Origin of the sequence: Cronobacter universalis NCTC 9529, from assembly GCF_001277175.1 — a bacterium.
GTDB classification, from domain to species: Bacteria; Pseudomonadota; Gammaproteobacteria; order Enterobacterales; family Enterobacteriaceae; genus Cronobacter; species Cronobacter universalis.
On sequence record NZ_CP012257.1, the window covers coordinates 1,169,910 to 1,183,349 of the forward strand.

Sequence of the window (13,440 nt, forward strand, 5' to 3'; positions counted from 1 at the left end):
ACCATGACAACCCTGAAACAAATCGTTATCGCACCGGATTCATTTAAGGAAAGCCTGAGCGCAATGGATGTCGCCAGGGCTATCGAAGCGGGCTTTCGTGAAATCTACCCGCAGGCGCATTACGTCTGCGTGCCGATGGCGGATGGCGGCGAAGGCACCGTCGAGGCGATGGTCGCCGCGACCGGCGGACAGATCATCACCACGCCGGTCACCGCGCCGCTCGGCAATAAAGTCGACGGCTTCTTCGGCCTGCTGGGCGACGGCGAAACGGCGGTGGTCGAAATGGCGGCGGCGTCCGGCCTGCATCTGGTGCCCACCGCGCAGCGCGATCCGCGCATCACCACGAGTTACGGCACGGGCGAGCTTATCCTCGCGGCGCTGGAGCGGGGCGTGAAGGCGATTATTATCGGCATCGGCGGCAGCGCCACCAATGACGGCGGCGCGGGCATGATGCAGGCGCTGGGCGCGCGGTTTCTCGACGACGAAGGGCGTGAACTGGCACCCGGCGGCGCGGCGCTTGCCGGGCTGGAACGCCTTGATCTGTCGGCGCTCGACCCGCGACTGGCGCAGGTCAGCGTGACCGTCGCCTGCGACGTCGACAACCCGCTGTGCGGTGAGAAGGGCGCGTCGGCGGTGTTCGGTCCGCAGAAAGGGGCGACGCCAGCCATGGTGACAGAGCTGGACGCCGCGCTCAGACGCTTCGGCGAACAGCTCGAAGCTGCGACGGGCAAAACGATTATCAGCGCGCCGGGCGCGGGGGCGGCGGGCGGCATGGGCGCCGCGCTGCTCGGCATGCTCAACGCAGAGCTGCGCCCCGGCATTGAGATTGTTATCGAGTCCCTGGGACTTGCGCAGGCGGTGCGCGACGCGGATCTGGTGATTACCGGCGAAGGGCGGCTCGACAGCCAGAGCATTCACGGTAAAACGCCGATCGGCGTGGCGCGGGTGGCGAAGCAGTTTCAGCGCCCAGTGGTGGCGATTGCGGGCAGCCTGACGCCCGATTATCAGATAGTGCATGAGCACGGCATCGACGCCGCGTTTTCGGTTCTCGACCGCATCGTGACCCTTCAGGAGGCGCTGGACGACGCCGAACGCAACCTGCGAGTGACCGCCCGCAACGTGGCGGCGCTCTGGCGCCTGGCGGAAAACCGGCGCTAACGCCTTTTGCTGTTATCGGTTCCGATAAATAACTTTTACGTTACAATGATTTTCATTCGCAGCGGTGCGGCTGATTTCTTCAGGCGCGCCGTCCGCGCCGGATATCAATGAGGAACCGTGATGCAGTCAGTAAAAAGCGGCGTTTTATTAGTCAATCTCGGCACCCCGCAGGCGCCAACTTCCGCTGCCGTTAAGCGTTATTTAAAACAGTTTTTGAGCGACCGGCGCGTCGTGGACGTACCGCGCGTTATCTGGTGGCCGTTGCTTCGCGGCGTCATTCTGCCGCTGCGTTCGCCGCGCGTGGCGAAACTCTACAAGTCCGTCTGGATGGAAGAGGGCTCGCCGCTGATGGTCTACAGCCGTCGCCAGGAGAAAGCGCTGAGCGCGGCGCTGGGCGATGTGCCGGTGGCGCTCGGCATGAGCTACGGCCAGCCGTCGCTCGACAGCGCCGTACAGAAGCTGCTCGACCAGCATGTCGATCACATCATCGTGCTCGCGCTCTATCCGCAATACTCCTGCTCCACCGTGGCGGCGGTGTGGGATGAGCTGGCGCGCATTATCACCCGGTATCGCAAGCTGCCGTCCATGACGCTTATCCGCGATTACGCCTGCGAGCCAACCTACATCAGCGCGCTAGCGCAGTCTGTCCAGCGCTCGTTTGAAACGCATGGCGAGCCGGATCTGCTGCTGCTCTCTTACCACGGCATTCCGCAGCGCTACGCCAATGAAGGCGACGACTACCCGCAGCGCTGCCGCGACACCACCCGCGAGCTGGTGTCGGCGCTCGGCATCGCGCCGGAAAAAGTGATGATGACCTTCCAGTCGCGCTTTGGCCGCGAGCCCTGGCTGACGCCGTACACCGACGAAACCATGAAGATGCTTGGCGAGAAAGGCGTGAAGCATATTCAGGTGATGTGTCCGGGCTTCTCCTCGGATTGTCTGGAAACGCTGGAAGAGATCGCGGAGCAGAACCGCGAGATTTTCATCGAGGCGGGCGGTGAGAAGTTTGAATACATTCCGGCACTTAATGACGATCCGGCGCATATCGCGATGATGAAAGAGCTGGTTGACCGTTACCGTTAATCGCGCGCGGGGCGGGGAGTGTGCTACCATTCCCCGCCTGATTAGCCACCTGCACGCAATACCATGAAATTTCCCGGCAAACGTAAGTCCAAACACTATTTCCCCGTCAGCGCTCGCGATCCGCTCCTGCAACAAATTCAACCTGAAACCGACGTCAGCGCCTCCTGGGTGGTGGGTATCGACCAGACGCTGGTGGATATCGAAGCCCGCGTGGATGACGCGTTTATCGAACGCTACGGGCTGAGCCTCGGCCATTCGCTGGTGATTGAAGATGACGTCGCCGAAGCGCTCTATCAGGAGCTGGTGCGCGAGGATCTGATCACCCACCAGTTTGCCGGCGGCACCATTGGCAACACCATGCACAACTACTCCGTACTGGCGGATGATCGCTCGGTGCTGCTGGGCGTCATGTGTAATAACGTGCAGATCGGCAGCTACGCCTACCGTTATCTCTGCAACACCTCAAGCCGTACCGATCTGAACTATCTCCAGGGCGTTGACGGCGCGATTGGCCGCTGCTTCACGCTGATAAGCGAGCAGGGCGAGCGCACCTTCGCCATCAGCCCTGGCCATATGAACCAGTTGCGTCCTGAGAGCATTCCGGAAGCGGTGATTGCAGGCGCGTCAGCGCTGGTGCTGACCTCGTATCTGGTGCGCTGCAAACCCGGCGAGCCGATGCCGGAGGCCACCATGACCGCCATTCGTTACGCCAAAAAGCACAACGTGCCGGTGGTGCTGACGCTCGGCACCAAATATGTGATTGCCGATAACCCGCAGTGGTGGCGCGATTTCCTGAAAGAGCATGTGTCGATTCTGGCGATGAATGAAGAAGAGGGCGAAGCGCTGACAGGCGAAAGCGATCCGCTGCTGGCGTCTGACAAGGCGCTCGACTGGGTGGATCTGGTGCTTTGCACCGCCGGGCCGGTCGGGCTCTATATGGCGGGCTTTACCGAAGAGGAAGGCAAGCGCAAAACCCAGCATCCGCTGCTGCCAGGCGCGATCGCGGAGTTTAACCAGTATGAATTCAGCCGCGCGATGCGCTTTAAAGATTGCGAAAAGCCGCTGCGTATTTTCTCCCATATCGCCCCGTATATGGGCGGGCCGGAGAAGATCATGAACACCAATGGCGCCGGCGACGGCGCGCTGGCGGCGCTGTTGCACGACATTACCGCCAATAATTATCACCGCACCAACGTGCCGAACTCCAGCAAGCATAAGTACGCCTGGCTGACCTATTCGTCGCTGGCGCAGGTGTGTAAATACGCGAACCGCGTGAGTTATCAGGTGCTGAACCAGCATTCGCCGCGTCTGACGCGCGGTCTGCCGGAGCGCGAAGACAGTCTCGAAGAGGCGTACTGGGAGCGTTAACCTTTCACGTCACGGCGGGTGCGCATTCGCTTACCCGCCCTACGGTTAAACGGCCTGTTTTTTGTAGGGTGGGTAAGGCGCAGCCGCACCCACCTTTTTCACCGTCACGCAACCTTCCCGCCCATCAACTGTGGCTCAAAATCTCCCGGGCCTGTTCGGGCTTATCGAGCATACGCAGCATCGTGCTCGCGATTTCCCGCTCGCCCATCACCACCTCATTCGCGCCGCGCTCGGTAATGTAATCTACCTCGTCGTCATAATGCGCGCGGGCGATGATTTCGATATCCGGGCGCTTCTCACGCGCGGCGGCGACGATTTCACCCGCTTCATAACCGTTCGGGATGGTCAGCAGCAGCCAGCGCGCGCAGTCGAGATGCGCCAGCGTCATCGTCTGCTCGTTAGCGGCATTGCCAAGCACCGCGCGAACGCCACGCTCGCGCAGCGCCTCGACGCGGGTGCGCGAGGTTTCCACCACCACCAGCGGAATGCCCTCGGCGATAAGCTTCTCGCCAAGCAGGCTGCCGACGCGGCCATAGCCCACCAGCAGCGCGTGATTGCAGATATCCACCGGGTTTTGCTGCTCTTCTTCCATCGCCTCTTCCAGCGTCTGTTCTTCCAGCTCGTCGTGACGCGACAGGAAACGCTCCAGCAGCACAAACAGCACCGGGTTAAGCATGATGGACAGGATCGCGCCCGCCAGCACCAGGTTCTGCCCGTCCTGCGGCAGCAGATCCAGCGCCATGCCAAGCCCGGCCAGGATAAACGCGAATTCACCGATCTGCGCGAGGCTCACCGCAATCGTCAGCGCGGTGCGGCGCGAGTGGCCGAACAGCTTCACCAGCGCAAACGCGGCGATCGACTTGCCGAACAGGATAATCAGCAGCGTGCCAACGACCGCCAGCGGCTGCTGAACCAGAATCATCGGGTCGAACAGCATCCCGACCGAGACGAAAAACAGCACCGCGAACGCGTCGCGCAGCGGCAGGGTATCGTGCGCGGCGCGGTGGCTCAGCTCCGATTCGTTCAGCACCATGCCTGCGAAGAACGCGCCCAGCGCGAACGAGACATCAAACAGCTCGACCGCGCCGAAGGCAATGCCGAGCGCCAGCGCCAGCACCGCGAGCGTAAACAGCTCCCGCGAGCCGGTGGCGGCGCTGCGCGCCAGGATCCACGGCACCAGGCGGCGGCCCACCAGCATCATCAGCGCGATAAACGCAATGACTTTGCCAAGCGTAATGCCCATATCGAGACTCAGGGTCGCAAGGCCGAGATCGCCTTTCTCCAGCATCCCGGCGACGGCGGGCAGCAGCACCAGCGTCAGCACCATCACTAAGTCTTCGACGATAAGCCAGCCGATGGCTATCTGCCCGCGCTGGCTCTCAATCAACTGCCGCTCTTCAAGCGCGCGCAGCAGCACCACGGTACTGGCGGTGGAAAGGCACAGGCCGAACACGATGCCGGTCATCAGCGACCAGTCGAGGAACGTTGAGAGCCCGACGCCCAGCAGCGTCGCCACGGCTATCTGCAAAATGGCGCCGGGAATGGCGATAGACTTTACCGCCATCAGATCCTTTAACGAGAAATGCAGACCCACGCCAAACATCAGCAGGATCACGCCAAGCTCCGCCAGCTCCGGCGCAAGCTTTGTATCCGCGACAAAACCGGGCGTAAACGGCCCGGCCACCACGCCCGCGAGCAGGTATCCCACCAGCGGTGAGATACGCAGCCGGTTGGCGAGCATACCGAGAATAAAGGCCAGAACAAGGCCACCGACAAGTGTGGTGATAAGCGGTGTGGCGTGATGCATTCCGTCTCCTTTCGTTGAATGTGGTACACCGGATAATTTACGTGCAACTCGTAACAGTTTATGACAATTTTCGGCAGCGCGGGGCAGTTTGTTAGCGAAAACTTTCCGAAATCCCTCGTTAAACGCAAAAAATGCGAACCGGGCACAGAAATCTATATTATCAGCAACGAAGCAAGGCATTATGCGGAAAGGCGGTCGGGATGATTCGTGGTTTACAGGGCGAAAGCGCGTATTTTGCTGGTGGAAAAAGTAAACGGCGCATCAACAGCCTCTTTAAGCTGCTAAATGGCGCTTTTTTGACGAGAAGATGACCGTAAAGTGATAGCAATCCTGTGGATTTGCCGTGTATCTGCGCTTTTTTACTTGTGAGGCGCTAAAGATCCGCTTTTATAACAAGGCATAAACTTTGCTTACCGTTCCGTTGTGGTTTTGAGGAAAGTCGCAAATCTGAAAACAAAGTTGAGTATGTTCGGCAGGCGCTGTAATTTCAGCATTCACGTTAAGGATAGGGAGAGTTGTCATGGGGTTAGCCAGAAAAGGGTTGGCTGTCGCGCTGCTGGCGGGGCTTAGCCTGCTGAGCGGCGGCGCATCCGCCTGGGAGCAGGATAAAACGTATAACATCACCATTTTGCACACCAACGATCATCACGGTCATTTCTGGCGTAACGAATATGGCGAATATGGGCTGGCGGCGCAGAAGACGCTGGTGGACAGCGTGCGGCGTGAAGTCACCGCCCAGGGCGGCAGCGTGCTGTTGCTCTCCGGCGGCGACATCAACACGGGCGTGCCGGAATCTGACTTACAGGACGCCGAACCCGATTTTCGCGGCATGAACCTCATTGGCTACGACGCGATGGCCGTCGGCAACCATGAATTCGACAACCCGCTGAGCGTGCTGCGCCAGCAGGAAAAGTGGGCCAAATTCCCGCTGCTCTCCGCCAACATCTACCAGAAGAGCACCAATGAGCGCCTCTTCAAACCCTGGGCGATTTTCAAACCGCAGGGCATTAAAATCGCGGTGATTGGCCTGACCACCGACGACACCGCCAAAATCGGCAACCCGGAATATTTCACCGATATCGAATTCCGCAAGCCTGCCGACGAAGCGAAACTGGTGATTCAAGAGTTGCAGCAGAATGAAAAACCGGACGTCATCATCGCCGCCACCCATATGGGGCATTATGATAACGGCGACCACGGCTCTAACGCGCCGGGAGATGTCGAGCTGGCGCGCGCGCTGCCGGCAGGCGCGCTGACGATGATTGTGGGCGGTCACTCGCAGGATCCGGTCTGTATGGCGTCGGAGAATAAAAAACAGGCGGATTACGTGCCGGGCACGCCGTGCGCGCCCGATCGGCAGAACGGCACCTGGATTGTGCAGGCGCATGAGTGGGGCAAATATGTCGGCCGCGCCGATTTCCAGTTCCGCAATGGCGAAATGAAGCTGGTGCGCTATCAGCTCATCCCCATCAACCTGAAGAAAAAAGTGACCTGGGATAACGGCCAGACCGAGCGCGTGCTCTATACGCCGCAGATCCCGGAGAACCCGCAGATGCTCTCGCTGCTGACGCCGTTCCAGAAAAAGGGCCAGGCGCAGCTGATGGTCAAAATCGGCAGCGTCAACGGGCGGCTTGAAGGCGATCGCAGCAAAGTGCGTTTTGTGCAGACCAGCATGGGCCACTTAATTCTTAACGCCCAGATAGCGCGCACCGGCGCGGATTTCGCGGTGATGAGCGGCGGCGGCATTCGTGACTCCATCGAAGGCGGCGATATTACCTATAAAGATGTGCTCAAGGTGCAGCCGTTCGGCAATACGCTGGTGTATGTCGACATGACCGGCAAAGAGGCGCTGGAGTATCTGACCGCCGTCGCGCAGAAAAAACCGGATTCCGGCGCCTATCCGCAGTTTGCTAACGTGAGCTTTACGGCCTCTGGCGGCACGCTGAACGACGTCAAAATCAAAGGCGAGCCGGTCGATCCGGCGAAAACCTACCGCATGGCGACGCTCAGCTTTAACGCCACCGGCGGCGACGGTTATCCGCCTATCGATAAAAAACCGGGGTACGTGAATACCGGATTTGTGGATGCTGAAGTGCTGAAGCAGTACATCCAGCAGAGCTCGCCGCTGGATGTAAACGCCTTTGAGCCGAAAGGCGAAGTGAGCTGGCAGTAATTCAGTCGCGGCGGGCAATGTCGGCGAACTGCGCGTTCAGCAGCTTCGCCAAATCCGCCGCCGCGAGTTCGATATCCAGCCCGCGCTTGCCGCCGGAGATATAAATGGTCGGGAAGTCGCGGGCGGGCGCGTCAATCAGCGTCGGCAGGCGCTTTTTCTGCCCGAGCGGGCTGATGCCGCCTACCAGATACCCGGTGGTGCGCTGCGCTATCATCGGGTCCGCCATTTCCACTTTCTTAGTGCCGAGCGCCTTCGCCACCTTTTTCAAATCCAGCTGGGTGGCGACCGGCGTAACGGCGACAGCCAGCTGTTTCATATCGCCATTGACCGCCACCAGCAGCGTTTTATAGACCTGCTCTGCATTAAGTCCGAGCTTGCGCACCACTTCATCGCCGAAATTGGTTTCATTCGGGTCGTGCTCATAGGCGTGCAGCGTAAACGCTATCTTATTTTTTTCGAGTAGATTAACCGCGGGCGTCATGTTTCCTTTCCCATATCTGTGGCCTGTCGGCGCAGCATAGCGCCAGACAGGGGCGAAAAAATTGTATCAGCTTGCTGGATTATATTGGCAGCATGGATGGTTTGCGCGACAATCGCCGCAACCGTTCGCTAAGGCGCACGGCATAACGATAATAACGAAAGTTCCTCTTTGACGGGCCAGTAGCGATACTGGCCTTCTTTTTAATTAAGACGCGCGAAACATCGCCGGCAGGTTATCTTCGCCGTAAAGATGCAGCGCGCCGACGGCCACCACATAACGCCCCGGCGGCAGCGAGAGCAGGTAGTGATGCCACTGCCGGTTACGCTGCTGCATCAGCATATCGCCAAGCTCGGCGCTGAACGTGTTCGGCAGCGCGACGCTGCCCGCCGCCTCGGGCGGACGCGCCATCCACCAGCCCATCATAATCTGCAACAGCCGCGCGTTGGTGTGCCAGTGGGTCAGCGTATCTTCAAGCAGCGCCAGACCGTCCTGCGGCAGGCGGCGCAAAAGCTCCACCTGGCTCTGCGCGCCTTCCAGTTCGTTCACTTTCACCTGGTGCGTCTGCGCCGCGTTCAAGAGCTGATAATCGATGCCGAAATCGGGCCGCAGGCCGAGGCGCTGGGCCTGGTGCGCCTGTAAAATGAGCGCCACCTGCCAGAGCGGCAACGTATCGAGCCGGGAGAGCGGCAGCGCCAGGTCGTCGATAAGTTTTTCAAGCTGGAGGAACAGCGCCTCGTCGAGACGCTCGCCGAGCGGCGGGCAGGGCGGCGGATCGCCGAAGGGCGAGCTATCGCCGCGGATATCGGCTTCGACGATCAGCGCGTCGGCGCGCCGCAGTTTTTCCACCAGCCGTGCGGGGAGCGGCGCCATATCCGGCGTGCCCATATGAATGCTGCCGACCAGGTGCAGATAGCGCCCGCCGGGCAGCGTAATATCGACCGCCGGCCACGGATAACCGGGGCGCAGCGTGTCAAACCAGGTGCGCAGACGACGTAACAGGCCCATAACCACTTCCCCTGACGTAAAAAGCCATGCTAACGCGCAGGCGGGGCGGGTGCAAACGAGAGGGAGTTCAAACCCTCCGGGCGGAGAGTTCGCCGGCAGGCAAGCGGCTATGGTGCAACACGGCGAGCACGATAATGCCGGAATCAGGCGCGCTGTAATAAATAATATGACTGGCGCAGGGGAAACGGCGTAGCGGGCAACCTGGCTCGATCGTGCTTTGCATGCCCATCCCTGGCTCGCGCGCGAGCTGTTCGAGCGTGTGGCGTATTTTCAGCAGATACTCGCGGGCGTGCCGCGTCCCGAAGCGTATCCCGGTAAATTTCTTAATCTACTTTAGATCGCGCTGCGCCTCGTCCGTGAGCCGGTATGCCGCCATCGTGGTCCTTTATTCGTCCATGAGTTGTCGAAAATAATCATCGCCGTCGGCCAGTCTGCCGTGGTCGATATCCTGTTTCGCACGTTCCAGTTTCGCCTGCAACAACTGGCGTTTAAGCGCGTCAATTTCTGCGTACTCCTGCGCAGAAATCACCACCGCGACGGGTTTGCCGTTGCGGTTGATCTGAACAGGTTCACGCTGCGCCATCAGCAATAAGTTGCCAAACTGGGTTTTCGCTTCATTTGCGGTAAGCGTTTGCATCATCAGCCCTTTCGTATGAATCGTTCGATTCGTTCATTTTAAACGCTATACACGATGACGACCAGCGCCGTTTTCCGAATCTGCACCGCCGTATTACGGCGATAAAAAAGCCCGCCGGAGCGGGCTTGGGGCTTATTTTTTCGGGTTAAATCGCAGCAGCCGGTTGGCGTTACTGACGACGGTAATGGACGAGAGCGCCATCGCCGCGCCTGCGACCACCGGGTTCAGCAGGGTGCCGGTCAGCGGCCACAGGATGCCTGCCGCCACGGGAATGCCGAGCGCGTTATAGATAAAGGCGCCCAGCAGGTTCTGTTTCATATTGCCAAGCGTCGCTTTGGAAATCGCCATCGCGTCGGCGACCCCGGTCAGGCTGTGGCGCATCAGCGTGATCGCGGCGGTTTCAATGGCCACATCGCTGCCGCCGCCCATCGCAATCCCCACTTCCGCCTGCGCCAGCGCCGGGGCGTCGTTAATGCCGTCGCCAATCATCGCCACTTTACGGCCCGCCTGCTGAAGCTGCTGAATCACCTGCGCTTTGCCATCCGGCAGCACGCCTGCGATCACCTCGTCAATGCCCGCCTCGCGGGCGATGGCGTTCGCGGTGACGGCGTTGTCGCCGGTCAGCATCACCAGCCGGTAGCCCTCGCGGTGCAGGCGCGCCAGGGCGTCGGCGCTGTCTTCACGCAGCGGATCGCGAATGGCGAAGAGGGCCGCCAGCGTACCGTCTACCGCCAGCAACACCGGCGTGGCGCCGAGGCTCGCCTGACGCTGCGCCTCGTCGCGCAGCGCGTCGGTCGCGATGCCGTTTTCTTCCAGCAACGCCTGATTGCCGAGCAGCAGCGTTTTGCCCTGCGCCTCGCCGCTAACGCCCAGCCCGCGCAGCGTGCGAAAACCACTGACGGCGGGAAGTTCTGCGCCGCTGGCGCGTTCGATAATGGCGCGCGCCAGCGGATGGCTGGAGCCCTGCTCCAGCGCGGCGGCGAGGCGCAGCGCGTCCGCTTCGGTGATGTCGCCCGTGGTGGCGATGGCCGCCACCTGCGGTTTGCCTTCGGTCAGGGTGCCGGTTTTGTCGAACACCAGCGTGTCGACGTCGCTTGCGCGTTGCAGCGCGTCGGCGTCACGCACCAGCACGCCGAACTCCGCCGCGCGCCCGACGCCTGAGATAATCGACATCGGCGTGGCAAGGCCCAGCGCGCAGGGGCAGGCGATAATCAGCACCGTGGTGACAATCACCAGCGTATAGACGATCTGCGGGGCCGGACCTGCGAAATACCAGACCGCGCCGCTGAATAGCGCAATCAGCACCACGACCGGAACGAACACGGCGGAGATGCGGTCGGCCAGCTTGCCGATTTCCGGCTTGCTGCTCTGCGCCTGGCGCACCATGCGGATAATGCGCGACAGCGTGGTGTGGTTGCCCACCGCGGCGGCGCGAAACAGCACGCTGCCGTCCTGCACGACGGTGCCCGCGTGAATGGCGTCACCCGCCGCTTTTTGCTGCGGCACCGGTTCGCCGGTCAGCATCGCTTCGTCAAACCAGCCTTCGCCGTCGGTAATGTCGCCATCAACAGGGACGCGATCGCCGGTGGTGAGGCGCAGCGTCATGCCCGGCGTCACTTCCGCCAGCGGCACGCTTTTCTCGCCTTCCGGCGTGACGACGCGCGCGACCGGCGGCGTGAGATCCAGCAGGCGCTCCAGCGCCTTTGATGAGCGCTGGCGGGCGCGCGCCTCCAGCATATGGCCGAGGTTAATCAGACCAATAATCATGGCGCTGGCTTCGTAATAGAGGTGGCGCGCTTCCATCGGAAAATGCTGCGGCCAGAGGTTGACGCTCATGGAGTAGAGCCAGGCCGCGCCAGTGCCGAGCGCCACCAGCGTATCCATCGTCGCGCTGCGGTTGCGCAGGCTTTTCCAGGCGCTGGTATAGAAATGACCGCCCGCGAAAATCATCACGCCGAGCGTGATAAACCCAATGACCAGCCAGAGCGAACGGTTGGCGTCGGTGACCATCATGTTGTCGCCGAACATGCCCCAGATCATCACCGGAATGCCGACGGCGAGCGCGAGCGCCGCCTGCCAGCGAAAGCGTTTCATGGCCGCCTGCGCGGTCTGCTGCTGGCGCTCCCGGCGTTCGGCGTCGTCATCGATGGCTTCTGCGCCGTAGCCCGCTTTTTCTACCGCCGCGATTAATTCAGCGGCGGAGGCATGGCCCATCACCAGCGCTGTGCGCTCCGCCAGGTTGACCCGTGCCTGCGTGACGCCCGCCACCCCCTGCAGGGCGTTCTGAACGCGGCTCACGCAACTGGCGCAGCTCATGCCGTTGATAAGCAGCTGTCGGCTGTCGTCATCGTCGGCGATATCCGCTGCCGGAAGCTCAGGTTGCGCCGCTGTCAGTGCTTCCGACGGGGTTGATGACTCTGTCAGCGGGTTAGCCTTTGGGTGTGCGAGCGTCGCGTCGTAACCGGCCTGTTTAACCGTCTCAATCAGGGCGTCCGCAGGCGCGGTGGTGGTGACGCTGGCATGTTCAATCGTGACATCCGCGCGTTCAACGTCCGGGCGCTGCTCCAGGCTCTCTTTCACCCGTTTTACGCAGTGTCCGCATGAAAGCCCGTCCAGGGCCAGTTCTATGGTGTTTGACATACGTTGTCTCCTCAGTAAGCGGTCAGCCTCGGGTTGACCGGAAAACGAAATGTTTTCAACTGTCCTTAAGCGTAAACCTTCCATCAAGGGGAAGGTCAAGGTTTTAAATCACGGAGGGAAAGACGCGTGTATAAAAGTGTCCAGATAGCGACAGAAATCTGGGCAATGTGTCCGGTACGCACTGGAGAAGAGGGGGAAAGCACAGGGCGTTTCTGTTAGCGTGGCTCGCTGATAACTTCTTGTACACGCGGAAGAATTTGGATTCTGGGCAATGTTATGAAATTTATGAAATTATCGCTTTTTGCTGCGTTCGGGGCGGTATGCGGCGCAGCGCTGATGCTGCTAATCTTGCCGGTGGTGTGTCGCGTAGTGGTGGGGCCGATACAGGGTGAAGATCAAATGTCGCAAAACTTTGTGATTTTCCTGGTGGGAACGCCGTTACTGGCTGCGATCGGTGCCTTTGCTGGCTGGTTTCTCGGCACAAAAGTGATTCAGAAGCATTAACCTGGTCTGTGATACTTTCTGCCAGCCTTTACGGAACGTCGTGCGTTATAATCCCTTAACGAAATGCCGGGATTACTGCGGGAAATCGCATTTATGGCGATGTAGCGCGTAATCTGGTGGAGTAACGCCGGGCTTTACGGCACGACGTCATGCAAACGCCTGAAGGGGGAAACGTGAATATCAGCGATGTGGCGAAAAAAACCGGGCTGACCAGCAAAGCGATTCGTTTTTACGAAGAGAAAGGGCTGGTGACGCCGCCGCTGCGCGGCGATAACGGCTACCGCACCTATTCGCAGCGGCATATCGATGAACTGACGCTGCTGCGCCAGGCCCGGCTGGTGGGGTTTAATCTGGAAGAGTGTCGCGAGCTGGTGCATCTGTTTAACGATCCGGCGCGCCACAGCGCGGACGTGAAAGCGCGCACGCTGCAAAAGGTGGCGGAAATTGAAAGCCATATCGAAAGCCTGCGGGCGATGCGCCAGCAGTTGCTGGATCTCGCGGCCGCGTGCCCTGGAGATGACAGCGCCGACTGCCCGATTATCGATAACCTTTCCGGCTGCTGCCACCGGCGCGCTGACGCGTAA

General features: G+C 60.4%; 12 protein-coding genes. 6 read left to right on the top strand and 6 right to left on the bottom strand.

The window, feature by feature from the left end; translation table 11 throughout:
• Window positions 1-3 precede the first annotated feature (3 nt).
• From AFK65_RS05300 to AFK65_RS05310, 3 genes are all read left to right on the top strand, one after another.
• Window positions 4-1,158 carry a glycerate kinase gene (locus tag AFK65_RS05300; protein WP_038857789.1) on the top strand — a complete coding sequence of 385 codons (1,155 nt, stop codon included), beginning with the start codon at window positions 4-6 and terminating at the stop codon, window positions 1,156-1,158.
• A gap of 120 nt (window positions 1,159-1,278) precedes the next feature.
• Window positions 1,279-2,241, top strand: coding sequence for a ferrochelatase (gene hemH / locus AFK65_RS05305; RefSeq protein ID WP_038857788.1), 963 nt, complete (start codon window positions 1,279-1,281; stop codon window positions 2,239-2,241).
• Window positions 2,242-2,304: 63 nt separating this feature from the next.
• Window positions 2,305-3,609 carry an inosine/guanosine kinase gene (locus AFK65_RS05310; RefSeq protein WP_007706203.1) on the top strand — a complete coding sequence of 435 codons (1,305 nt, stop codon included), beginning with the start codon at window positions 2,305-2,307 and terminating at the stop codon, window positions 3,607-3,609.
• A gap of 124 nt (window positions 3,610-3,733) precedes the next feature.
• Here the strand turns inward: AFK65_RS05310 and ybaL are convergent, their stop codons facing one another.
• The gene (ybaL, locus tag AFK65_RS05315; RefSeq protein WP_007706206.1) at window positions 3,734-5,416 is read right to left on the bottom strand and encodes a YbaL family putative K(+) efflux transporter; all 1,683 of its coding nucleotides are present in this window, start codon (window positions 5,414-5,416) and stop codon (window positions 3,734-3,736) included.
• Between the two features lie 520 nt (window positions 5,417-5,936).
• On the opposite strand from ybaL, the gene ushA reads away from it, so the two are divergent.
• Window positions 5,937-7,589, top strand: coding sequence for a bifunctional UDP-sugar hydrolase/5'-nucleotidase UshA (gene ushA / locus AFK65_RS05320; RefSeq protein WP_038857787.1), 1,653 nt, complete (start codon window positions 5,937-5,939; stop codon window positions 7,587-7,589).
• 1 nt (window position 7,590) lies between these two features.
• Here ushA and ybaK read toward each other — a convergent pair whose 3' ends face one another.
• From ybaK to copA, 5 genes are all read right to left on the bottom strand, one after another.
• Window positions 7,591-8,070: a Cys-tRNA(Pro)/Cys-tRNA(Cys) deacylase YbaK gene (ybaK, locus tag AFK65_RS05325; RefSeq protein WP_007706210.1), complete on the bottom strand. Its 480-nt coding sequence runs from the start codon at window positions 8,068-8,070 to the stop codon at window positions 7,591-7,593.
• Window positions 8,071-8,274: 204 nt separating this feature from the next.
• Complete coding sequence (locus AFK65_RS05330) at window positions 8,275-9,075, bottom strand: TraB/GumN family protein (RefSeq protein ID WP_038857785.1); 801 nt, start codon at window positions 9,073-9,075, stop codon at window positions 8,275-8,277.
• A gap of 67 nt (window positions 9,076-9,142) precedes the next feature.
• A complete protein-coding gene (locus tag AFK65_RS20740; RefSeq protein WP_081639391.1) occupies window positions 9,143-9,403 on the bottom strand; it encodes a type II toxin-antitoxin system RelE/ParE family toxin in 261 nt (86 codons plus the stop codon).
• 57 nt (window positions 9,404-9,460) lie between these two features.
• On the bottom strand, window positions 9,461-9,712 hold the full coding sequence (locus AFK65_RS05335) for a type II toxin-antitoxin system Phd/YefM family antitoxin (RefSeq protein ID WP_032805251.1): 252 nt from the start codon (window positions 9,710-9,712) through the stop codon (window positions 9,461-9,463).
• A 132-nt stretch (window positions 9,713-9,844) separates the two neighbouring features.
• On the bottom strand, window positions 9,845-12,352 hold the full coding sequence (gene copA, locus AFK65_RS05340; protein WP_038857783.1) for a copper-exporting P-type ATPase CopA: 2,508 nt from the start codon (window positions 12,350-12,352) through the stop codon (window positions 9,845-9,847).
• 276 nt (window positions 12,353-12,628) lie between these two features.
• Between copA and AFK65_RS05345 the strand changes: the two genes are divergently transcribed.
• A complete protein-coding gene (locus AFK65_RS05345) occupies window positions 12,629-12,856 on the top strand; it encodes a hypothetical protein (RefSeq protein ID WP_007706231.1) in 228 nt (75 codons plus the stop codon).
• Window positions 12,857-13,029: 173 nt separating this feature from the next.
• Window positions 13,030-13,440, top strand: coding sequence for a Cu(I)-responsive transcriptional regulator (gene cueR, locus AFK65_RS05350; RefSeq protein ID WP_004387263.1), 411 nt, complete (start codon window positions 13,030-13,032; stop codon window positions 13,438-13,440).

Coding starts and splice junctions, on each gene's coding strand:
- ybaK (WP_007706210.1), bottom strand. CDS start 8,070: ATGACGCCCGCGGTTAATCTACTCGAAAAAAATAAGATAGCGTTTACG.
- ybaL (WP_007706206.1), bottom strand. CDS start 5,416: ATGCATCACGCCACACCGCTTATCACCACACTTGTCGGTGGCCTTGTT.
- AFK65_RS05335 (WP_032805251.1), bottom strand. CDS start 9,712: ATGCAAACGCTTACCGCAAATGAAGCGAAAACCCAGTTTGGCAACTTA.
- AFK65_RS05300 (WP_038857789.1), top strand. CDS start 4: ATGACAACCCTGAAACAAATCGTTATCGCACCGGATTCATTTAAGGAA.
- ushA (WP_038857787.1), top strand. CDS start 5,937: ATGGGGTTAGCCAGAAAAGGGTTGGCTGTCGCGCTGCTGGCGGGGCTT.
- hemH (WP_038857788.1), top strand. CDS start 1,279: ATGCAGTCAGTAAAAAGCGGCGTTTTATTAGTCAATCTCGGCACCCCG.
- AFK65_RS05330 (WP_038857785.1), bottom strand. CDS start 9,075: ATGGGCCTGTTACGTCGTCTGCGCACCTGGTTTGACACGCTGCGCCCC.
- AFK65_RS05310 (WP_007706203.1), top strand. CDS start 2,305: ATGAAATTTCCCGGCAAACGTAAGTCCAAACACTATTTCCCCGTCAGC.
- AFK65_RS05345 (WP_007706231.1), top strand. CDS start 12,629: ATGAAATTTATGAAATTATCGCTTTTTGCTGCGTTCGGGGCGGTATGC.
- copA (WP_038857783.1), bottom strand. CDS start 12,352: ATGTCAAACACCATAGAACTGGCCCTGGACGGGCTTTCATGCGGACAC.